Here is a 21,260-nt window from a genome sequence, read left to right as displayed (position 1 = left end):
TTTTGCCGGGTCTTTTTTTTGCCAGTTATTCTGGCTTTACCTTCAGGCTAATGAAGTCTTTGGGTGCTGCAAATTCGATGGCGCGGATAATATCAAAAGAATATCTGTTGGCAAGAGAAGCCCGACAACATTGGCTCAAACTAACGAAAAATAGCACTTGAGAATCAATCGCACAGTCTCTAAGCTGCGACGGCGTCAAGGAGGACGCCCCCCTTTTACCCCCGCAATTTCCCCCGGTTTTTCCCTTCCCAGCGTGTAAAGTATCAGCCATAAAAAATCATATTCAGGAATCGATTATGACCGTGGCTAGATCTTCTTTCGACATCAGCGCCAACTTTGACAGCGGCAACATTGAAGTGCTGGACATCAGCAATCCGTTGCAAGCCCTGCTGGCCATCAAGCCAGACACCCGCAGCCAGCATTTTCAGTGGTTTCACTTCAAGGCCAGCGGTTTGCACGTCGGACAGGAACACTGGTTTCGTCTGAACAATGCCAGCAAATCCTCTTACAACAAAGCCTGGGACGGCTATCAGGCAGTGGCGTCCTACGACCACGTCAACTGGTTCCGGGTGCCGACCATCTTCGAAGGCGACTGCCTGCGTTTCAGCCTCGAAGCCACGGCCACCCACGCCTGGTTTGCCTACTTCGAACCCTACAGCCGTGGCCGCCATGACTGGTTGATCGAACAGGCGCTGACCAAGGCCGGCACTGAACTGCTGGCCACCGGCAAGAGTGTCGAAGGTCGTGACATTCAGTTGCTGCGCAAAGGCACCGGCGCCGAAGGCCGGCGCAAGGTCTGGATGATTGCCCAGCAACACCCCGGGGAACACATGGCCGAGTGGTTCATGGAAGGTGTGATCGAACGCCTGGAAAGGCACGACGATCCAGTGTTGAACAAACTGTTGGCCAGCGCCGACCTGTACCTGGTGCCGAACATGAACCCGGACGGTGCCTTTCACGGTCACCTGCGCACCAACGCCATGGGCCAGGACCTCAACCGCGCCTGGCAGAGCGCCAGTCAGGAGATCAGTCCGGAAGTGCTGTTCGCTCAGCAACAGATGGAAAAGTACGGCGTCGACCTGTTCCTCGACATCCATGGCGATGAAGAAATCCCCTACGTGTTCACTGCCGGTTGCGAAGGCAACCCAGGCTACACGCCGCGGATCGAAAAACTCGAAGAGCATTTCCGCAGTCATCTGAAACACCTGACCAAGGACTTCCAGACCAAGCACGGCTACACCCGCGACGAGCCGGGCAAAGCCAACATGACCCTGGCGTGCAACAGCGTCGGTCAGAAATTCGACTGCCTGTCGTTGACCCTGGAGATGCCGTTCAAGGACAACAACGACAAGCCGGATCCGTTGACTGGCTGGTCCGGCAAGCGTTCGAAGCAGCTGGGCAAGGATGTGCTGACGACCGTGGCGGACATGGTCGATACCTTGCGCTGATCCTCCGCAATGGCTGCATGCCAGGCATGCAGCCACGCCTCATTCGGCCGCCACTCGCACACAATCCTCCGGCCCCAAAGCTTGATCTACAGCGTGCGCCCCAAAGCGCAAAGCCGGTTAACCGCGATCCTTGCCCCGCAGCATGCTGTCTAGCACCTCATCACGCCGCACCCAACCGTGAAACAACGCCGCCGCCAGATGCAGCAGCACGGTCAGAAACAGCAGGTACGCCAGATACCCGTGCGCCTTGCGCAAGAACGCAAACACCTGCGCATTCGCCGGCACAATCGACGGCAACTGCAACGAACTGCTGAGCATCACCGGGTCGCCCGCCGCCGAAATCATCGCCCAGCCGAGCAGCGGCAGGATAAACATCAAGGCATACAACAAGACATGCGAAGCCTTGGCCGCCAGCGCTTGCCAGCCCGGCAAGTCTGCCGGCAAAGGAGGTTGCCGGGTGGAAAAGCGCACGGCGAGGCGCACGATCACCAGCAGCAGAATGGCGATACCCAACGGTTTGTGCAGATGGATCAGCCACTCGTGCCGCTCAGAGACGGAAGCGACCATGCCCGCGCCGATGAACAGCATGGCAATGATCATCAGCGCCATCAGCCAGTGCAGCAGTCGCGCCAGCGGCGCGAAGTGGTTCGGTTGGTTGCTCATTGTTGAGCCTCCTGTTTGGCGGCGGGCAACTGGCTGACTTCACTGGTGCGGCGCAAGTAGGAACTGGCGTAACCGGCGGAGCGAGCGGCGAGCAACGGGTCGTCGGAACCTTCGATACCGGCGGGCAATACCAGCGGGTCGTAGTTGATGTCCCGGCATTCGCCATTGAGTTGTGGCTGGGTGCTTTCGAGCACCAGCGTGCCGGCGTTCACCACTTTGCGACCGTCGGGCCAGGCCTTGCTGGCGTCGTTGACCGGATCACCGGGGTTGGCCAGCGTAATGTTCAACTGCCAACGCAGCGGCCCCAAGGCAATCCGTTGAAGCAGGTCTTTCTCGAGGAAATCGCCACCCTCCGGCGCCGTGGCACCTGCCGCGTCCTGCACCAACGGCACCATGCTCCAGCGCACCGCTTGCTTTTGCCCGGCGGCGTTGACCAGGTAAAACGCATTGACGCTGTTGTAGGTTTCCGTCACGTAACTGGCGGACGGCTTGGCGGTTTTGATCCAGGCCAGGAACGGTCCGGCTTCCGGGTGCGCACCAAAGAACGCCGGCACCGCTGCCGGGTTCGGTTTGCCGGTGGCCGGGTCCGGCGACTGGGCTTGCTGCAATTGATAGAACGCTTCCGGCGTGCCCACCGGGAACACTGGCATGCTGTTCATCCCGGTGCGCCACTGTTGGCCGTTGGCCTGGGTGAAGCGCAGCGCCAGGCTGCGGATCGGCACGGCGCTGTCCGGCGCGTAAGGGTTGCCGGCCGGCAAGGCAAAACGCCCGACCACCGGGGTCCGCGCCTCATTGAACACCTGAGCGCTGGAATAGCTGCGCGCCTCGCCACTGCTCTCGAAATGCCCGATCACACACACGCCTTTGGAGTGATTGCGCCGGAAGCCCGGGTGCACGCCGTTGTTGGTTTCCAGCACGTTGATCAGCTTTTTCGGGGTCAGTCGCTGTGGGTCAAAGGTGCCGTTGACGTAGGCAAATGCCCCGGCCACTGCAGCGACCACCACGGCAATACCGGCCAGACGCAACGTCAGGCTCGCGGCACTCAAGGGGGGCCGGTTGGGCGGTGATGAGCGATCTACCATGAAAGACTCCAGGGCCATCGGCCACAAGTGAGAAGGATCAAGCAGACGAACCCCGCGAGGGTTTATTCCATCGCGCGGTATTTATTTTTTTGGGCGTGGAATAACCTCGTGTGCCGGGCGTCTTCCTAGTCCCAGCGTAGTGACTAGTCAGAATGTGATGAACGATATCGACGAACAACTGAGTGAAATCATTCCCAGATTGCGCCGGTTTGCCGTGTCGTTGACGCGCAACCCCAGCAGCGCCGACGACCTGGTGCAGTCGTGTCTGGAGCGGGCGCTGTCGAGCTGGGGCGACAAACGCCCCGAAGGCGACTTGCGCGCCTGGCTGTTTTCGATTCTGTATCGGCAATTTCTCGACGCTCACCGGCGCTCCCGGCGTTATGCGCGGATGCTCGAATTCTTTACCGGACGGGACGATACCCAGCCGTCGGTAGAACGCACCGTGATCGCCCAATCGACCCTGCAAGCCTTCGATCAGCTCGGCACCGAACAGCGTGCGCTGCTGCTCTGGGTGTCGGTCGAAGGCCTGAGTTACAAGGAAGTCGCCGAGATTCTCGACGTCCCCGTCGGCACCGTCATGTCGCGCCTGTCCCGCGCCCGCCAGGCCTTGCGCCAACTCAGCGACGGCGAAATCACCCGCCCTTCCCTGCGGAGACTCAAATGATCAGCATGCCCCCGAGCGAGCGTGACCTGCACGCGTATGTGGACCACCAGCTCAATGATGACGACCGACGTCTGGTAGAGACTTTTCTGGCCGGCAACGTGGAAATATCCGCACAGGTCCGCGCCTGGCAGCAGGACGCCCAACAATTGCGCGCGGCCCTGAGCGGTGCGTTGCAGCAACCCGCCAACCCGGCCCTCGACCCGGCACTGATTCGCCAACGCCTCAAACGCCAATCTCGCCGCCATCTGGCCAGCGCCGCGGTGTTGCTGATTGCCGTGAGCATCGGCGGCTTCAGCGGTTGGAAGGCGCGGGAGATGACCCTCCTCAGCGCGGCGTCGCCGATGGCCGATGCGATGCAGGCTTATCGGCTGTTTGCCCAGCAAGGCATGCTGCCGGCCGATTACAAGGTCAGCGATGACGGCGATATGCAGGGCTGGCTCGACCGCTATTTCACGCAGGCCCATCGCTTGCCGGACCTTTCCGGCGCGGGGTTCAAACCGGTCAGCGGGCGCTTGCTCAGTACCGAGCAAGGACCGGCGGCGATGGTGGTTTATGAAGACCGTAGCGGGCACAAAGTCAGCTTCTACGTGCGCCCGCCAGGACCGAAAAACTTCATGCTGCCGAGGGGCAGTCGCAGTGACGGCGGGTTGCAGGCTGAGTACTGGTCGGGGAGTGGTTACAACTACGCGATGGTCAGCCCGAGCGATACGCCGACGGCGCAGATGCTCAAGCAAACCGTGCAATTCTGATCACCCCTTGTAGGAGCCGGCTTGCCGGCGATAGCGGTGTATCAGTCGATATTGATGTGACAGATAAACCGCCATCGCCAGCAAGCCGGCTCCTACAGGGATTTGCGGTGTGTTCAGCTTTGGCCGAAGACTTGGGACGGCCTGCGCAGCAACGGATCAAACGGATTGATCCGCGGCCCGATCAGCGCCGCTTCGCGCTTGAGCATCTCCACCACTGTCGGCAAGCGATCCGGGCCCAATCGGTCACTCACGGTAGCCACACTCAACGCCGCCACCGCTCGCCCCTCGCGATCCAGAATCGGCACCGCCACGCCGGCCATGCCTTGCAGCACGCCGGTGTTGCGCCCGGCATAACCGAGAGCGCGCACGTTCTCGACTTCCGAACGCAGGAACACCTCGTCGTACAGGTGAAAATCCTTCAGCCGCGGGAGGTTGTAATGGATCACCGTGTCGCGCTCCTCTTCCGGCAGGAACGCCAGAATCGCCAGACTGCCCTGCCCCACGCCCAGCGCCACCCGCCCGCCGATGTCGCCGGTAAAGGTGCGAATCGGAAACGGCCCTTCACTGCGGTCCAGGCAGATCGCATCAAACCCGCTGCGCGCCAGCAGAAACAAAGAATCCCCCAGCGAAGCCGACAACCGCAGCAACGACGGCCGCACCAGTTCGCGCAGGTTTCCGGTATTACCGGCACGCGCCGCCAGCGCAAAAAAATCCAGACTCAGGCGATAGCGTTTGCTGCGCACGTCCTGCTCGACCATGCCCTCGTCCATCAGGCTGCGCAGCAAACGATGCGTGGTCGGTTGCGACAAACCAATGCGCTGGGCCAGTTGCGTCACGCGCTCCCCGCCCTCGACGGTGTCACCCAGACTGCGCAGCACCGCAAACAGCCGGGAGACCGCACCGACGCCGACTTCATTTTTGTTTTCATTCCGCTCAATGGAATCAGTCATGCCATTTCTCGACAATTAATTTACTCACTGAATGAAACTGAAAATAGTCATCGCTTCAGTGAAATAGGCCATTGAGCCCATCCTAGTCTTCGTCCTAATCTGCGTCCACAGGGGCGATTCGAACAACAGCGGCAGCCGACTCAAGTCGAGCGCCAACGCACCCCGCAACACCCTTTCGTATCTGCCCATACAAAAAAGCGCGACCTCAGGCCGCGCATAACAATCTCAGGTGGAGCGCAGTTATGGCTTTTGTGCAACTTGAAGGACTCGGCAAACGTTACGGCGAGATCGACGCCGTCGTCGCCACTAACCTCTCGGTCGAGAAAGGCGAGTTCGTGTCCCTGCTCGGCCCTTCCGGCTGTGGCAAAACCACCACCCTGCAAATGATCGCCGGCTTCGTCGAAGTCACCAGCGGGCGCATTCTGCTGGACGGTCGCGACATCACCCACGCCAAACCCGCCAGCCGTGGCTTGGGCGTGGTGTTCCAGAGTTACGCGTTGTTTCCGCACATGACCGTCAAAGACAACGTCGCCTTCGGCCTGCGCATGCGCAAAGTGCCCAACGGCGAGTTGCAGCAACGCGTGGATCGGGTGTTGAAACTGGTGCGTCTGGACCAGCACGCAGAACGTTACCCACGCGAACTGTCCGGCGGTCAGCGCCAGCGTGTAGCGCTGGCACGTGCCCTGGTGATCGAGCCGCCGGTGCTGTTGCTCGACGAGCCGCTGTCCAACCTCGACGCCAACCTGCGCGAAGAGATGCAGTTCGAGATCCGCCGCATCCAGCGCGAAGTCGGGATCACCACGTTGATGGTCACCCACGACCAGTCCGAAGCGCTGTCCATCAGCGACCGCGTGGTGGTGATGCAGGCCGGGCGCATCACCCAGATCGACGCGCCCTACACCCTTTACGAACACCCGCGTACCGAGTTCATTTCCGGCTTCGTCGGCAAGGCCAATCTGCTGCCCGGCGAGCGTGACAGTGCGGGTGTGGTTCAGGTGCGCAGCGGCGGTGAACTGACCCTGAGCCTGCGTCCGGAAAAAATCGATCTGCGGGACAAAGATCACGGCCGCCTGCAAGGCAGGATCGTCAGCCGCTTCTTTCTCGGCAGCCAATGGTTGTACGGCGTTTCGACCAGCCTTGGTGAACTCAGCGTGGTGCGCCGCAACGACGGCTCGGCACCGATGAACGAAGGCACACCGGTCGGCCTCGACTGGGACGCGGCGCTGCTGCGGGTGCTGAGTGTCGACGAGGTGTCGGCATGAGTACGCTCGTGGCCGTTCGCCAGGGACGTCAGGGTTATCTGTTGTCGGCACCGGCGCTGGCGTTGTACGTCTGCCTGCTGGTGGTCCCGCTGCTGCTGACGCTGGTGTTGTCGTTCAACGTCTTCGACTACAGCTCGGGCATCAACGGCGACGCCTACACCGTCGACCATTACAGCAGCCTGCTGGGTGATCCGTACTTCTACGAAATCTTTTTGCGCACGTTCTGGATCAGCGCCCTGACCACCCTGCTTTGCGTGGTGATCGGCGTGCCCGAGGCTTACATCCTCAGCCGCATGGGCGCGCCATGGCGTTCGATTTTCTTGATTCTGATCCTCACGCCGTTACTGATTTCGGTGGTGGTGCGCGCCTTCGGCTGGAGCCTGTTGCTCGGCGCAGACGGCTTGGTCAACCAGACCCTGCAAGCCTTCGGCGGCTCACCGATGAAGCTGTTGTACACGCCGTTCGCGGTGGTGATTGCACTGGTTCACGTGATGTTGCCTTTCATGATCATTCCGGTCTGGACCTCGCTGCAAAAACTCGACCCGGCCGCCGAACAAGCAGCGATGTCGCTGGGTGCGAGTCACTTCACGGTGATGCGCCAGGTGGTGTTGCCGCAAATCATGCCCGGCGTGCTGTCCGGCACGTTGATCGTGTTCGGCCTCGCGGCCAGCTCCTTTGCCATTCCCGGCCTGCTGGGCGGGCGGCGGATAAAGATGGTCGCCACGCTGATCTACGACCAATACCTGTCGGAGCTCAACTGGCCGATGGGCGCCGCCATCGCCGTCGCGCTGCTGTTGCTCAACCTGCTGATCATGCTGTCGTGGAACCGGATGATCGAAGGCCGCTACAAGAAGTCATTGGGATAACTCGTCATGTCCAAGAACGGTCCTTTCGCCCTGCTGTTCCATACCCTGGTGGTGGTGTTCATGCTGGCGCCGCTGGTGGTGGTCTGCCTCGTGGCGTTCACCCCGGAAAACACCCTGAGCCTGCCGACCACGGAGTTTTCCCTGCGCTGGTTCCGCGCGGTGTTCGAGCGCGCCGACTTTGTCGATGCGTTTTACAACAGCCTGATCCTGGCGTTTAGCGCGGCCAGCCTGGCGACGCTGATTGCGGTGCCGGCGGCGTTGGCAATCACCCGTTTCGAGTTTCCCGGACGGGACTTTTTCAATGGCCTGTTTCTGTCGCCGATCATCATTCCGCATCTGGTGTTGGGCGTGGCACTCCTGCGTTTGTTTGCGCTGATGGGCGTCAACGGCAGCTTCGCCTGGCTGATCTTTGCTCACGTGCTGGTGATCACGCCGTATGTGCTGCGACTGGTGCTGGCCTCAGCCATTGGCCTGGATCGCAGCGCCGAACACGCGGCGCAATCGCTGGGTGCCGGGCGCTTCACGCTGTTCCGCCAAATCACCTTGCCGATGATTCTGCCGGGGGTCGCCGGGGGCTGGCTGCTGGCGTTCATCAACAGTTTTGACGAGGTGACCCTGTCGATCTTCGTCACCTCGCCGGCCACGCAAACCTTGCCGGTGCGTATGTACGTGTACGCCACTGAGTCTATCGATCCGATGATGGCGGCGGTGTCGGCCCTGGTGATCGCGCTGACCGCGCTGACGATGATTCTGCTTGATCGGGTCTACGGCCTGGATCGGGTTCTGGTGGGTAAACAATGAGGGCGCCATGGCTCTGCTGAAACGACTGGCCGAAGGCGACCGCCCGGCCGTGAACTTTACCCTCGACGGCGCACCGGCCAGCGGGCTACTCGGCGACACCGTGCTGACTGCCGTGCTGACCTGCAGCGAACACTTGCGCGGCAGCGATTTCAGCGCACAGCCCCGCGCCGGGTTTTGCTTGATGGGCGCGTGTCAGGACTGCTGGGTCCGCCTGGGCGATGGCCGGCGAGTGCGCGCCTGTTCGACGCTGCTAGAAGCCGGCGAAAACATCAGCCGCGAACCGGGGCGATCGCTATGAACACACATTACATCTCCCCAAACCGGATCCCCTGTAGGAGCGAGCCTGCTCGCGATGGCGGTGTATCAGCCGCCATAGATGTTGGATGTGAGGCCGCCATCGCTAGCAAGCCAGCTCCTACAGGGGATCTGTGTCGAGCACAAAATTCGCGACCAACCCCAATCAACTGTAGGAGCCGGCTTGCTGGCGATCGCGGTGTGTCAGTCGATATCGATGTTGCATGTGAGGCCGCGATCGCTAGCAAGCCAGCTCCTACAGGGGATCTGTGTCGAGCACAAAACTGGTGGGCAACCCCAATCAACTGTAGGAGCCAGCTTGCTGGCGATGGCGGTGGGTCAGCCGACATCGATGTTGGATGTGAGGGCCTCATCGCCGGCAAGCCAGCTCCTACAGGGGAACGGCGTCGGCCACAAAATTCGCGACCAACCCCAATCAACTGTAGGAGCCAGCTTGCTGGCGATGGCGTTGTGTCAGCCGATATCGATGTTGCATGTGAGGCCGCCATCGCTAGCAAGCCAGCTCCTACAGGGGATCGGTGTCGGGCACAAAATTCGCGACCAACCCCAATCAACTGTAGGAGCCAGCTTGCTGGCGATGGCGGTGGGTCAGTCGCCATGGATGTTGAATGTAAGGGCCTCATCGCCGGCAAGCCAGCTCCTACAGGGGAACGGCGTCGGCCACAAAATTCGCGACCAACCCCAATCAACTGTAGGAGCCGGCTTGCTGGCGATGGCGGTGGGTCAGCCGACATGGATGTTGAATATGAAGACCTGATCGCGAGCAGGCTAGCTCCTACAGGGGGTTGGGTATGAAGTCGGTGGTTATTGTGGGTGCCGGGCCGGCCGGGATTCGTGCGGCGCAGACGCTGGTGGCGCATGGTGTGCGCCCGGTTTTGCTGGACGAAGCCGCGCGCGGTGGCGGGCAGATTTATCGGCGCCAGCCAGCGAACTTCAAGCGCTCGGCGGTCAAGCTGTATGGCTTCGAAGCGCGCAAGGCGAAGGCCTTGCACCAGACGATTGATGAGTTGCGCGAGCAGCTCGATTATCGCCCTGAAACCCTGGTGTGGAACGCCGAGGCCGGCGCGCTCGACACCTTGCACGAACGGCACGCCGCACGCTTGGAGTTCTCTCGGGTGATCGTCGCCACGGGCGCCACCGACCGGGTGTTGCCGGTGCAAGGCTGGACGCTGCCGGGCGTCTACAGCCTCGGCGCAGCGCAGATCGCCCTGAAATTCCAGGGCTGCGCCATCGGTGAGCGCGTGGTGTTCGCCGGCAGTGGACCGTTGCTGTATCTGGTGGCGTATCAATACGCCAAGGCCGGCGCGAACGTGGTCGCGGTGCTCGATAGCTCGCCGTTCAGCGCCCAGGCCCGCGCCCTGCCCGATCTGTTGTCGCAACCGGCCACATTGGCCAAAGGCATTTATTACCGCAGCTGGCTGACCGCTCACGGCATCCCGGTGCATCAGGGTGCAACCTTGAAACGCGTCGATGGCGAACACCGCGTGCAGTCGCTGAGTTGGGCCAACTCAAACGGTGAACATCAACTGCACTGCGACGCCGTGGCATTCGCCCATGGCCTGCGCAGTGAAACCCAACTCGCCGACTTACTCGGCTGCGCATTCGCCTGGAACCCGCTCAACCGCGCCTGGCTGCCGCAGCGTGACAACGCCGGTCGCAGCAGTGTCGCCGAGGTTTATCTGGCCGGCGACGGCGCCGGCATCATGGGCGCCGACGCGGCGGAAATGGCCGGCGAACGGGCCGCCCTCGCCTTGCTCGAAGACATGGGTCACGTGATTGCGCCCAAGCGTGGCGTGCAACTGGAGCAGGCACTTGAACGAATCGATAGCTTTCGCCAAGGCCTGGAACGCGCTTTCGTGTTTCCACAAAACTGGGCAGCCGACACGCCAGACGACGTGATGGTCTGCCGCTGCGAAGAAGTGCGCGCCGGTGACATCCGCGACGTCGTGCGCGAGGGCCATTGGGAAATCAATCGGGTCAAGGCCCATTGCCGGGTCGGCATGGGTCGCTGTCAGGGGCGCATGTGTGGCGCTGCCGCCGCAGAAATCATTGCCTGCGCCAGTCAGCGAAGCCTCTCTGACATCGGCCGCCTGCGGGCGCAGGCACCGATCAAACCGTTGCCGTTTGGTCTGGAGGTCGAGCCATGATCGAGGTTGATGCAGTGATCATTGGCGGCGGCATTGTCGGCGCCTCCGCCGCGCTCTTCCTGAGCAAGGCCGGGCGTCGCGTGGCGCTGCTGGAGCGTGACTTTTGCGGTTCGCACTCCAGCGGCGTGAACTACGGCGGCGTGCGACGTCAGGGCCGACCGTTGTCGCAACTGCCGCTGTCGCAACAGGCTCACGAGATCTGGGGGCAGTTGCCACAGTTGATCGGCATCGACGGTGAGTACCAGCGCAGCGGTCACTTGAAACTGGCGCGCAGCCTCAACGACCTGCGCGCGTTGCAGGACTATGCCGCCAGCAGTCTGGGTTTCGGCCTCGATTTGCAGGTGCTTGATCGCAATGAATTACGCACGCGTTTTCCGTGGGTCGGCGATGTCGCAGTCGGCGCTTCGTTTTGCCCGGATGACGGCCACGCCAACCCACGACTGGTTTCACCCGCATTTGCCCGGGCAGCACAGCGCCACGGCGCGCAAGTCCACGAACAATGTGCGGTGAGCGCCGTGGAGCACGACGGTCAGCGCTTTCGCGTCAGCACGAAAAACGGCTTAGAGCTGCACTCCCCTTGGCTGCTGAACTGCGCTGGCGCATGGGCCGGCAGCCTTGCCGCGCAGTTCGACGAAGCGGTGCCGATGCACGCCGGGCACCCGGCGATGTTGGTCACCGAACCCTTGCCATGGGTGATGAACGCCAGCACCGGCGTCGAGGGTGGCGGTATTTATGCGCGTCAGGTCGCGCGCGGCAATTGCGTGTTGGGCGGCGGCCAGGGGTTTGCCCTCGACGGCGCGCGCGCCCGCCCCGGTCAACACGCGGTGATCGAAATCCTGCGCCAAGCCGTGGAGCTTTATCCGTTTCTTGAAGGCGCCCAGGCGATTCGTACCTGGAGCGGCACCGAAGGTTACTTGCCCGATCGCCAACCGGTGATCGGTCACAGTGGCACTCAACCCGGTCTGTTGCACGCGTTCGGCTTTGCCGGCGCAGGTTTCCAGATCGGTCCAGCGGTGGGCCAGGCGCTCACCGAGATCATCTGCAGCGGCGCCTCAACCACGTCGCTGGATGCGTTTTCCATCACCCGGTTTCACTCCATCTCCGTTGCTTGATAGAGGAAGGTCGCGCCAATGAATAACGTCAAACGCACTGCAATGCTCGGACTTTCGTGCCTGAGCGCCCTGCTCACGGTCACCCAGGCCCAGGCCGAACCGACGCTTTACCTCGGCATGAACGGCGGGACCATGGAACGGCTCTACGCCGACAAGGTGCTGCCGGTTTTCGAGAAGGCCAACAACGTCAAAGTGGTGATCGTGCCCGGCACTTCCGCCGATATCCTGGCCAAGGTCCAGGCCAGCAAAGGCAACCCGCAAATGCACGTGATGTTCCTCGACGACGGCATCATGTACCGCGCCATCGCCATGGGCCTGTGCGACAAACTCGAAGACAGCCCGACCCTCGCGCAGATTCCGGCCAAGGGCCGCATCAAGGACCAGGCCGTGGCGGTCAGTCTCGGCGTCACGGGGCTGGCGTACAACACGCGGTTGTTCAAGGAAAAAGGCTGGGCGACGCCGACCTCGTGGATGGACATGGCCGACCCGCGTTTCAAGGACAAACTGGTGTTCCAGTCGATGGCTTCTTCGACCTTCGGCCTGCACGGTTTCCTGATGTTCAACCGGATTCAGGGTGGCAGCGAAACCGACGTCGAGCCGGGCTTCAAGGCGTGGCCGAACACCGTCGGACGCAACGTGCTGGAATACATTCCGAGCTCGGCGAAGATTTCCGAAATGCTCCAGACCGACGAAGCGGCGCTGTTCCCGCTGACGCCAACCCAGGTCACCGCACTGAAACTCAAAGGCATGCCGGTCGAATATGCGCAACCGAAGGAAGGCGCAGTGGTGCTCAACGTTGCCGAATGCGCCATCGCCAACAACACCCAACCGGAACTGGCGCAGAAACTCGCCGCGTTTCTGCTGACCCCCGAGGCGCAAGCCGCTGCACTTGAAGATGGCGATCAGATCCCGTCCAACCCGAACACCCCGACCACGGACAAGACCCGTGGCCAGGTCGAGGCGATGAAGCAGTATCTGACGACGGCGATTGCCATCGACTGGGACCAGGTCAACGAACAGCGCCCGGCGTGGAATGCGCGGTGGAATCGTAGTATCGAGCGGTAGTTATAAACTCAAAAAAACTGTGGGAGCGGGCTTGCCCGCGATGAGGCCGGTACATTCAACAAATGGTTGATTGTTCCGACGCTATCGCGGGCAAGCCCGCTCCCACAGGGTTCCGCGCCTGATTCACTGGCATCGTCAAAACCCCACATCCAGAATCACACTGTCCTGATACGTGCCCGCCGGCGGCGTGGTCTGGTCGGTGTAGATTTTCGCGTTGTAATTGAAGATCTGGCTCCCGGAGCCCAAACCGTTACCGGGATTGACCTCGGCATCGGAGCTGGCCCGGCGTGCACTGCCGACATTGCCCCAGCGGGTGGTGCCGGCGCTTTTGAAGATGTCATACGCCAGGTAATTGCTGCCGGAATTCATCCGTCGTCGCCCGCCAACACTGACTGCCTGCAGACCATCGCCCAGCCCCACGGTGTAAGCGCTGCCCTTGGTGCAGGCGAGGTTGATGGTCTGGCCGGTAACCGGTGCAAAGGCACTGATCACCGGCGCGCTGCCGAAACTGATGTTCGGGGCGGTGATGGTGCAGTCATTGGCGACCGTCATGGTGACGGTCATGCTGGTGGTGCCGCTGCCGATGTCGCGCCCCAGACAAATACTGCCGGCGCCAATGCCGGAGCAATAATTCCAGCTCCAGGCAATGCTCAGGGTCTCGGTATAGATACCCGCCGCCACGTTACTGCCCGTGATTGTCCCCAGATAAATCGGTGCGGTTTTCGGCACCACGCTGCCCAGCAGCCCCAGTGCATCAATGATCCCGTTGCGCGCAAAGTCGAACGCCACGCCACGTTCGATCGGGTAACTGGTGGTGTTGTTGGCATACAACGTGTAACCGATGACGTCTCCGGTCGGCCCGAGCAGTCCGGTTTGAGTCGAGGAAATCGTGGCGTAGAAATGGTCATTGTTCGTCAGCAACGAGACCAATGAGCCGGTGCAACTCAAACCGGCGTTGAGGCTTGAACTGGACTGCACGGCGTTACGCACCGCAATCGAGCTCACCGAACCGAATGCCACCGCAGTGGCAGGGACCACCACCGAACACAACGCCCATGCCGAGCCTGGCAAACAGACCGCCAGCAGCACCAGCCATTTCACGGCATTCATTGGCACACCAACGGCCCGACCAGCGGAATCTGATCCTGATTCATGTCCACCGCGAACTGGACACGGCAGGCTTTCCCGTCGGCCAGCGTCACCTGCAATGTGTTCTGCGCCTGAAGATTTTCCAGGTACACCAGACCGTCCCATCCGACCACCGTTTGCGTGCCGCTCTGCTCATGCACGACACCGCTGCCCAGGGGCAACTCTTGCTGCTGCGCATCCACCAGGACGATGCTCGCGGCGATCACCCGGCTCAATGGAAACGTCAGCAAATAACCGCTGCCACGGCGCACGGCAATCCTCTGTTCGACATTCGGGCTGCGCACGTTGGCCGGCAGGTTCAGTGGATCGATCTCGTACTTGCCGCGGTAATAGGCGCTGCTCCACGGCACCAGCAGGTGGCCATTGCGATCAGTCTGGCCGACCTGCTGGTTTTCGTAGCGCACCGGAATGTCGGCGTAGCCATCGGTGCTGACCACCACAAAGGCATCGTCGATGCGGTTGGCGGCGAACACCTGGCGGTCCATCCACACCAGCGATCCGCTGGCATCGGCCCAACGGGTTTCGGCGTCGCTGTTGCCGTACACACCGGCCTGCAATTGCACCGACTGCAAGCGCCAGGTCAGGTCGGCCTGACGATAGGCCGGGCCGTCGCCGTGGGCATAACCGAGGTTGAACCCCACCCCGCCTTCAGTCGGCACGGCGCGACTGTAATTGACCCGCTGCTGGCTCTGCCCGGTCTTGCTGCGCTCACTGCTGAGCGCGAGGCTGCCGCGCAAGTCGAACGGGATCACCAGTTGCGCCTGCACCGCCCAGTTGCTGTCGCCGATTTCGCGGTTGGCCGACAGGTAGAAACTGCTGTTGTGCCATAGCGGTTTGCTCCAGGTCAGGTTGAGCAAACGGGTGCGTGAATCATCCGCCGCGCGCACGTCGAAATATCCGACGCCGAGGCTGCCCCAGGCATTGAGATTCAGGCTCAGGGTCGCCTGTTCGCTGCGTTTGCTGAGGGTGGTGAAAGGACTGTCGACCACCGTCAGATCGGCGTATTGGTCGCGACGTTGCAGGCGTTGATAAGAGAAGCTGTAGCGCTGGCTGCTGTATTGATAACCCAGGCTCAGTTGTTGACCGCTGTCGCCATCGAACCGGCTCTGGCTGAGTGCGGTATTGAGCACGCCGAAATTGCCCAGGCGCAGGTTGCCGCCGACACCGCCGAGGGTCAGTGAGTCCGACGCTTCGGCGTGGCTTTCCAGGGTGAAGTTGTCGCTCAGGCCGTAGCGCAGACTGCCCGATGAGACACCGGGACCGTAACCGAAATCGCGAATGCCGTAATCGCGGCGCAAGGTACCGGCCGCCACGGAAAAGTCGCTCAGGCCCTTTTGCAGCAAACTGCTGGTGACGTAAAACGGCACGGTGGTCGAGACCTGCCGACCGAGGGCATCGGTGGTGACCACCACGGCTTCGCCGGCGCCATTGATGAACGGGATATTGGTCAGCGTGTAGGGGCCGGGTTGCAGGTCGGCGCTGCTGGATTTGTAGCCGTTGATGAACAGGTCGACCGAGGATGGCACCGCCGCTTCCCCGGCAAACTGCGGCAACGGATAAGTCACCAGGTCCGGGCGCACGCCGAAATCCCGCGACAGCTGCACCCCGCCCAGGCGCACCGAACTGCTCCAGGGCAATGCGCCGCTGACCAGGTCACCGGCCTCGTAGGTCAGCAATCGCTCGTCATCGGAGTAACGCCAGGTGGTGTCGTAACGCAGGTAGCCATTGTTCAGCGTACTGACCGAATCGCCGGACAACGTGCGCCGGTATTGCCCGGTGCTGGACAGCATGCCCCAGCTGTCGAACAGTCGCACTTCGTTCCAGGCCGCGAGGTAAGTGCCGGCATCATCGGTGTCGTTGAGGTACAGGTCGTAGTTGAACAAGGCACCGAAACTGCTCAGGGCCTGAGTGCGCGGGTAGGCGTCGCGATTGCCGACGAATTGCTCCGGCAGCCAACTGGGCGGTACGTCGAGCAGCAGGCGCTGACCGGCGCTGTCGTACTCGCTGTGCAGGCCCGACAGGCTGTCGAGGTCGACTTCGGTGCCGAGGGTGTCCGGCAGTTTCATACCAGTGCCACGCAACGCGTTGGTCGACAGGAAAAGCCGCCCGTTGCGTTGCTCCACCGCCACGACGTGTCCGGTATTCATCTGATTGACCACCAATTCCAGAAACAACTGCGCATCAGCCACGGCCTCCATGCTGCCGGGTGGCGGCGGCAAATCACCGGCCTGGGACGGGTGAGCGAACGCCAGGCAACCCACACAGCTCATGGCGCAGATCAACGGACGCTGGAAACTGCGAGCCCGATGCAGGCTCATTACCGCTTTACGTCCGTCGATGGACCCTGCCTCCCTTTCCCGTCAGTTGCAGATCAGCGCGCGGGCGTAATGCTTTGTACCTGCGGCGAACCATTCACCCGCACCTGCAACGCCGGGTCTTGCGCCATCGGACCGGGCGCCGGCCAGCGCATGATCGCGCCCGGCAGCACATAACCGAGCAGGCCTTCCACCAGAGGTTTTGTCTGGCCTCCCTGCTTCAGCGCAACGTCCGTCAACCGCGCATGCACCGCCCCCTGATTGCGCACCTCCACATAAGGGCGACCGTCCACCGCCACCGTGCGCCAGCTCAAATCCGGCAGCCCCGCGCCTTTGGGATCACGCTTGCGACTGGTGTCTTCCTTGCTCCACAACCCCGCGCCGTAAGCAAACAACGGCACCGAATAACGCATCTGGAACCGAATGGCCGCCGCCGTCTTGCCACTTTCGGCGTTGGGCGGAGTGGCCGAGGGGATTTCATCGATGATGATGCGATAAGCCAGTTCCTGCCCCGGTGGAATCTCCCGGGTGCGGGTCAGGCGCACCAGTTGTTTCTGGCCCGGCTCGATTTTCGCCACCGGCGGGCTGCCGATCACATCGCGCTGGTTCTGATATTGGTCGTTGAAACCGCTTTGGCTCCAGGCGAATACCCGGATCTGCAAATTCGCAGTCTCGTTGCCACGGTTTTCCAGCCACAAGGCACTGGCCTGCTGATCGGCCTCCAGCACAGGATCGATCGGCCAGATCAGCACCGAACTGGCCGCCTGCACCTTGACCGCCCCCAACAGCAGCATCGCCAACACTGCCTGACGCACAACAGAATGCCGCCGCGCGGGTAAATCCATTTGCCTACTCCTTGTGCCTGTCAGGCCCGATCAAAAACGCCGCGTTACCACGACAGCTGCACTTGCAGCACATCGCTGTAGGTCCCCCCAGGCTGATTGCCCGGTAACTGCACCTGACCGTAAATCGGCAGGCGGATGTTGTTTGCGTCCGTGTACGCCACCGCGACGCTCTGACCGATCCCCAGGCTTTGGCTGTAAGCCGCGTCGCGAAACAGCTGGTACGAAACGCGATTGCTGCCGGTGGTCAGCTGCAAGTGTCGCCCGCTGCTGTTGTACTGGCCGCCATCGACGGTCATGTTCATGGTCACGCCCGGCGTGCATTGCAGCTGTACATCCCCCGTCAGGGCCACTTGCACCGTGCCGGTGGCCAGCGCCGATTGGCTGCCGTAATTCAGGCTGCCGTAGTTCGACACCCCGCCGACCACCAGACACCCCGCAGTGACCGTGGCGCTGACCAGGAAACTCTGGCTGGTCACCGCTGCCAGCGGCAACGGCAAACCGGCCGCGCACAACAGCGCCATCGCCGCCCCTCCATGGCGGTTCATCACCCTAGAACGTCAGTTCGACGGAAATCGTGTCGTTGTAAGTACCCGCCGGCAGCCCGGCCTTGCCCTTCGCCTGACCGTAGATGTTCACGGTCTGCGCCACGCCGGTACTGGCGGCAAGGTTGATCACCCCATCGATGGCTAAAAGCTGCAAGTGCCCGGAATCGGTGTACAAGTCGTACGGCACGTAGTTGGCGACACCGTCGTACAACGCCCGTGAACCGCCCACCGACATTCCGTCGTGGGCACCGGCACGCACCTTGACCGTTGGCGTGGTGCCACTGGAGCAGAGGATCGACAGCGCCACGCCACCGCCCATGACTTGTGCATCTTTCGTGATGAACAGACTGTTGTCGGTGCCGAAGTTCAAGGCACCAAAGTTCAGCCCGCTGGAGCCACCCGCACCATTTACCTGACAGCTGCTGATCAGAATCAGGCTGGCAGTGATCTGGCCGGTGACCGTGGTGGCCGCCTGCGTGCCGGACACCAGCGTCAGGCCAAGCAGTGACAAACCTATCCTTGATACGAGCATGCGCATGGTGTCCGTCCTCTACGGGTTTACCAATCGAGCGTCACGGTCAGGGTGTCGGTATAGACCCCGGCCGGTATCGCGCGGGTGTTCGCCACCACCGAGCCAAACACCGGAATCGGTATCTGGGCCCCGCTGGTGACGGCGAAGTTGTGTTGTTGGCCGATGCTGTAGCTCTGGCTTCCAGATGCATCGAGGAACAATTGATAAGGCAGGGTCTGGCTGCCGTTGCTCAGGCGCCGGGTGGTGCCGTCACCATGAGTGCCGCCATCGATGGTGACGGTGAAGCCGGTGACCGAAGGGTTGCAGGCGACGTTCAATCTGCCGCGCCCGTCAGCATCGAAGCGGGCTTTGATCGGCCTGGTCCAGGTCGGGCCTTGCTGGCCGAAATCCAGCGTGCCGAAATCACTGGCCGGGCTGCCGGCGCTGCCGCCATTGGTCACTTCACAACCGGCGATGATGGTCAGTCGCGCATGGATCTGCCCGCTGATCGCCGCTTGCGCGTCTTTGGTCAGCAGCACCCATGCACTCACAGCAATAAACATCCAGAGTTTGCTTGTCATAAGGCCAATCCCAATTCCCTCAGGACTCCAGAACCCAGGCGCTCAACGAGGAACGCCCCCTTCCCTGCGCCACCCGAATCCATCGGCGGCAGTTACACACTTGCGGCTACCAGCTGACGGTCACTTTCAGCAGGTCGGAATAGCGACTGACCCGGGGAATCTCCGCCAGCCTCTCGATACGTGCATACAACGGTAAATCGACTGAACCGGTATCCGGCACACGGCCGCTCACCGGGACGTCCACCGCCAGCGGGATCAACCGCGCGGGGTCCTGATAAAGCCGATAGGGAATGGGTTTGCTGCCGGCGGAACCGGCCATGTAACGCGTGTCACCGACGCCACCATGCAGGCCGCCATCGACGCGTAATTGATAAGGGGTGTCCGGGTTGCATTCGAGACGGGGCAGGCGCTCGTTCATCAGCGCCGCCGCCAAAGGCCCGGCGGGGTCGTCCAGGCGCGCGGTATTGCCGAATTCCAGCACACCCAGTTGCTCGACGCCCGCCGTGCGTTGTTGGCCGACCAACTGACAACCGCGCAGCACGTCGACACGCACTTGCACTTGAAGCTCTGCGGCCAACACTTGCGCACTGAGCATCACGCCCAAGACTGACCATGCAACGATTCCATTCACGGCCGGTTCCTTGTGAGGGGGCTTCTAAAAACTCAGGTTAGCAACGCCCCGAGGATTTTCCAGTGGCCCCAAAAAAATTGGATCCACCGAAGGAGTGAGCTTTTGTGTCGAATTGCTGGCAAAACCTCACTACCCCTATGCCCAACAAGCTGTACACACCGCACAATTCTGTGCAATTACGCCCCACGCCTGTCGACACAACTGGAAGCAAATTTCCTCATTTGGTTACACTAGGCCGCCGCAGCTCGGGGAGCCTGCCTGACGATTACGGGGTGACACAGTGGCCGTTCGACCGCCCAACCGTTCGCGATTCACACCACGCTGGCCCGCGCTGCGCCGCCTCTTCGGCAAGGCATCTACCGTCTCCGCCGCTCATTCAGCGACGGGGCGCGTGATCCACGACTACTTCCGGCACAAGGCCCACGCACAGGGTTACACCCTCAGCCACAGCCAGCAGCGCGTGATCGACTGCATGGCGCAGCACGCCACGACACTGCTCGGCACTTCGGCGAAAACGCTGCCGGGCCTTTATCTGTATGGCGCCGTGGGGCGTGGCAAGAGCTGGTTGCTCGACGGCTTTTTCCAGGCGCTGCCGATCGCGGAAAAACAGCGCCTGCACTTCCACGAGTTTTTCGCTCGACTGCACCAAGGCATGTTCAGTCATCGCGATCACCCGGATGCGCTGGCGGCGACGCTCGACGACTTGCTGAACGATTGCCGGGTGCTGTGTTTCGACGAGTTTCACGTTCACGACATTGGCGACGCGATGCTCATCGCGCGGCTGTTCAAGGCTCTGTTTCGCCGAGGCATTCTGCTGCTGGTGACCTCCAATTACCCGCCTGAGGGCTTGCTGCCAAACCCGCTCTACCACGCGCGCTTCAAACCGGTGATCGACCTGATCAATGCGCGTATGCAAGTCATGGAAGTCGGCGGCCCGCACGACTATCGCAGTCAGGCGAGAACCCACGCCCAGCAGTTGTTTACCCAGGGTCACTACGTCTGGCCGGCTACGCGGGCGCAACGTCAGGCACTGAACCTGCCCGAGCCCGACGCGCCGTCCATTCCGTTGCCCGTCGGCAATCGGCATCTCCCAGCCCGATATTGCGCAGGACGCACCATCGGTTTCACCTTCGGCGATCTGTGCGACCACCCCACGGCGGTCATGGATTACCTGGAGCTGTGCCGACGTTTCGACCACTGGATCATCGACAAACTGCCCAACCTCGCCGACTGCTCGATTGCCGCGCAGCAGCGTTTCATCAATCTGGTGGACGTTCTGTACGACCAGGACAAGCACCTGATCCTGCTCGGCCACCGCTCGTTGCGCGAAAGCCTGAGCGGCGATGCCATTGACCTGGCGCGCACCCGCAGTCGATTGGGACAGTTGATGGAAGTCAGGGAGCTGGCCTGAACCCAGTTCTTGCGGCGCAGCGAACTCCGTCTTCGCGAGCAAGCCCGCTCCCACAATAGACCGAGTTGTCTGGACGAACGCGGTCTATTGTGGGAGCGGGCTTGCTCGCGAAGACGACCTCACAGCCAGCACTTTTACCGCTATCATG

21 protein-coding genes are annotated in these 21,260 nt (G+C 61.8%); 11 read left to right on the top strand and 10 right to left on the bottom strand.

Going from position 1 to position 21,260, the window contains the following annotated elements:
• Positions 1-296 precede the first annotated feature (296 nt).
• On the top strand, positions 297-1,448 hold the full coding sequence (locus ACYZUC_RS30220) for a M14 family metallopeptidase (RefSeq protein WP_008031906.1): 1,152 nt from the start codon (positions 297-299) through the stop codon (positions 1,446-1,448).
• A 117-nt stretch (positions 1,449-1,565) separates the two neighbouring features.
• On the opposite strand, the gene ACYZUC_RS30215 is transcribed toward ACYZUC_RS30220, so the two are convergent.
• Positions 1,566-2,111, bottom strand: coding sequence for a cytochrome b (locus ACYZUC_RS30215; protein WP_461992344.1), 546 nt, complete (start codon positions 2,109-2,111; stop codon positions 1,566-1,568).
• On the bottom strand, positions 2,108-3,193 hold the full coding sequence (locus tag ACYZUC_RS30210) for a catalase family peroxidase (RefSeq protein WP_461992342.1): 1,086 nt from the start codon (positions 3,191-3,193) through the stop codon (positions 2,108-2,110). Before ACYZUC_RS30210 ends, ACYZUC_RS30215 begins: the two co-directional genes overlap by 4 nt.
• A gap of 157 nt (positions 3,194-3,350) precedes the next feature.
• Here ACYZUC_RS30210 and ACYZUC_RS30205 point away from each other — a divergent pair, with 157 nt between their 5' ends.
• Positions 3,351-3,857, top strand: a complete 507-nt coding sequence (locus tag ACYZUC_RS30205) for an RNA polymerase sigma factor (RefSeq protein ID WP_223452571.1) — start codon at positions 3,351-3,353, stop codon at positions 3,855-3,857.
• Entirely contained in the window at positions 3,854-4,606 is a 753-nt protein-coding gene (locus ACYZUC_RS30200; protein WP_461992340.1) for an anti-sigma factor family protein, read from the top strand. Before ACYZUC_RS30205 ends, ACYZUC_RS30200 begins: the two co-directional genes overlap by 4 nt.
• Before the next feature lie 113 nt (positions 4,607-4,719).
• On the opposite strand, the gene ACYZUC_RS30195 is transcribed toward ACYZUC_RS30200, so the two are convergent.
• Positions 4,720-5,556 carry an IclR family transcriptional regulator gene (locus tag ACYZUC_RS30195; protein WP_008031920.1) on the bottom strand — a complete coding sequence of 279 codons (837 nt, stop codon included), beginning with the start codon at positions 5,554-5,556 and terminating at the stop codon, positions 4,720-4,722.
• 242 nt (positions 5,557-5,798) lie between these two features.
• Between ACYZUC_RS30195 and ACYZUC_RS30190 the strand changes: the two genes are divergently transcribed.
• The 7 genes from ACYZUC_RS30190 (at position 5,799) to ACYZUC_RS30160 (ending at position 13,124) form a co-directional block, all read left to right on the top strand.
• A complete protein-coding gene (locus ACYZUC_RS30190) occupies positions 5,799-6,818 on the top strand; it encodes an ABC transporter ATP-binding protein (RefSeq protein ID WP_461992337.1) in 1,020 nt (339 codons plus the stop codon).
• Complete coding sequence (locus ACYZUC_RS30185; protein ID WP_461992335.1) at positions 6,815-7,684, top strand: ABC transporter permease; 870 nt, start codon at positions 6,815-6,817, stop codon at positions 7,682-7,684. The genes ACYZUC_RS30190 and ACYZUC_RS30185 overlap by 4 nt, the downstream gene beginning before the upstream one ends.
• Before the next feature lie 6 nt (positions 7,685-7,690).
• On the top strand, positions 7,691-8,485 hold the full coding sequence (locus tag ACYZUC_RS30180) for an ABC transporter permease (protein WP_192229204.1): 795 nt from the start codon (positions 7,691-7,693) through the stop codon (positions 8,483-8,485).
• 7 nt (positions 8,486-8,492) lie between these two features.
• On the top strand, positions 8,493-8,783 hold the full coding sequence (locus tag ACYZUC_RS30175; protein ID WP_461992333.1) for a (2Fe-2S)-binding protein: 291 nt from the start codon (positions 8,493-8,495) through the stop codon (positions 8,781-8,783).
• Between the two features lie 808 nt (positions 8,784-9,591).
• Positions 9,592-10,947, top strand: coding sequence for an FAD/NAD(P)-dependent oxidoreductase (locus tag ACYZUC_RS30170; RefSeq protein ID WP_461992331.1), 1,356 nt, complete (start codon positions 9,592-9,594; stop codon positions 10,945-10,947).
• Positions 10,944-12,059 (top strand): NAD(P)/FAD-dependent oxidoreductase, encoded by a 1,116-nt coding sequence (locus ACYZUC_RS30165; protein WP_461992329.1) that lies wholly within the window; start codon positions 10,944-10,946, stop codon positions 12,057-12,059. The genes ACYZUC_RS30170 and ACYZUC_RS30165 overlap by 4 nt, the downstream gene beginning before the upstream one ends.
• Before the next feature lie 18 nt (positions 12,060-12,077).
• A complete protein-coding gene (locus tag ACYZUC_RS30160) occupies positions 12,078-13,124 on the top strand; it encodes an ABC transporter substrate-binding protein (protein WP_461992327.1) in 1,047 nt (348 codons plus the stop codon).
• Between the two features lie 135 nt (positions 13,125-13,259).
• On the opposite strand, the gene ACYZUC_RS30155 is transcribed toward ACYZUC_RS30160, so the two are convergent.
• From ACYZUC_RS30155 to ACYZUC_RS30125, 7 genes are all read right to left on the bottom strand, one after another.
• Positions 13,260-14,234 carry a Csu type fimbrial protein gene (locus ACYZUC_RS30155; RefSeq protein ID WP_461992325.1) on the bottom strand — a complete coding sequence of 325 codons (975 nt, stop codon included), beginning with the start codon at positions 14,232-14,234 and terminating at the stop codon, positions 13,260-13,262.
• Positions 14,231-16,591 carry a fimbria/pilus outer membrane usher protein gene (locus ACYZUC_RS30150; RefSeq protein WP_461992324.1) on the bottom strand — a complete coding sequence of 787 codons (2,361 nt, stop codon included), beginning with the start codon at positions 16,589-16,591 and terminating at the stop codon, positions 14,231-14,233. The genes ACYZUC_RS30155 and ACYZUC_RS30150 overlap by 4 nt, the downstream gene beginning before the upstream one ends.
• Before the next feature lie 53 nt (positions 16,592-16,644).
• Positions 16,645-17,433: a fimbrial biogenesis chaperone gene (locus tag ACYZUC_RS30145; protein ID WP_461992322.1), complete on the bottom strand. Its 789-nt coding sequence runs from the start codon at positions 17,431-17,433 to the stop codon at positions 16,645-16,647.
• Positions 17,434-17,477: 44 nt separating this feature from the next.
• Complete coding sequence (locus ACYZUC_RS30140) at positions 17,478-17,978, bottom strand: Csu type fimbrial protein (protein ID WP_461992320.1); 501 nt, start codon at positions 17,976-17,978, stop codon at positions 17,478-17,480.
• A 4-nt stretch (positions 17,979-17,982) separates the two neighbouring features.
• Positions 17,983-18,516, bottom strand: a complete 534-nt coding sequence (locus ACYZUC_RS30135) for a Csu type fimbrial protein (RefSeq protein ID WP_461992318.1) — start codon at positions 18,514-18,516, stop codon at positions 17,983-17,985.
• A gap of 20 nt (positions 18,517-18,536) precedes the next feature.
• On the bottom strand, positions 18,537-19,070 hold the full coding sequence (locus ACYZUC_RS30130; RefSeq protein WP_461992316.1) for a Csu type fimbrial protein: 534 nt from the start codon (positions 19,068-19,070) through the stop codon (positions 18,537-18,539).
• Between the two features lie 106 nt (positions 19,071-19,176).
• A complete protein-coding gene (locus ACYZUC_RS30125; protein WP_461996787.1) occupies positions 19,177-19,665 on the bottom strand; it encodes a Csu type fimbrial protein in 489 nt (162 codons plus the stop codon).
• 316 nt (positions 19,666-19,981) lie between these two features.
• On the opposite strand from ACYZUC_RS30125, the gene zapE reads away from it, so the two are divergent.
• Positions 19,982-21,112, top strand: coding sequence for a cell division protein ZapE (gene zapE, locus ACYZUC_RS30120; protein ID WP_461992314.1), 1,131 nt, complete (start codon positions 19,982-19,984; stop codon positions 21,110-21,112).
• The last annotated feature ends 148 nt before the right edge of the window (positions 21,113-21,260 follow it).

Source organism: Pseudomonas sp. GT1P32, assembly GCF_054897805.1.
The sequence above is the reverse complement of the archived record's forward strand: the minus strand, read 5'-3'. Positions and strand labels throughout refer to the sequence as shown.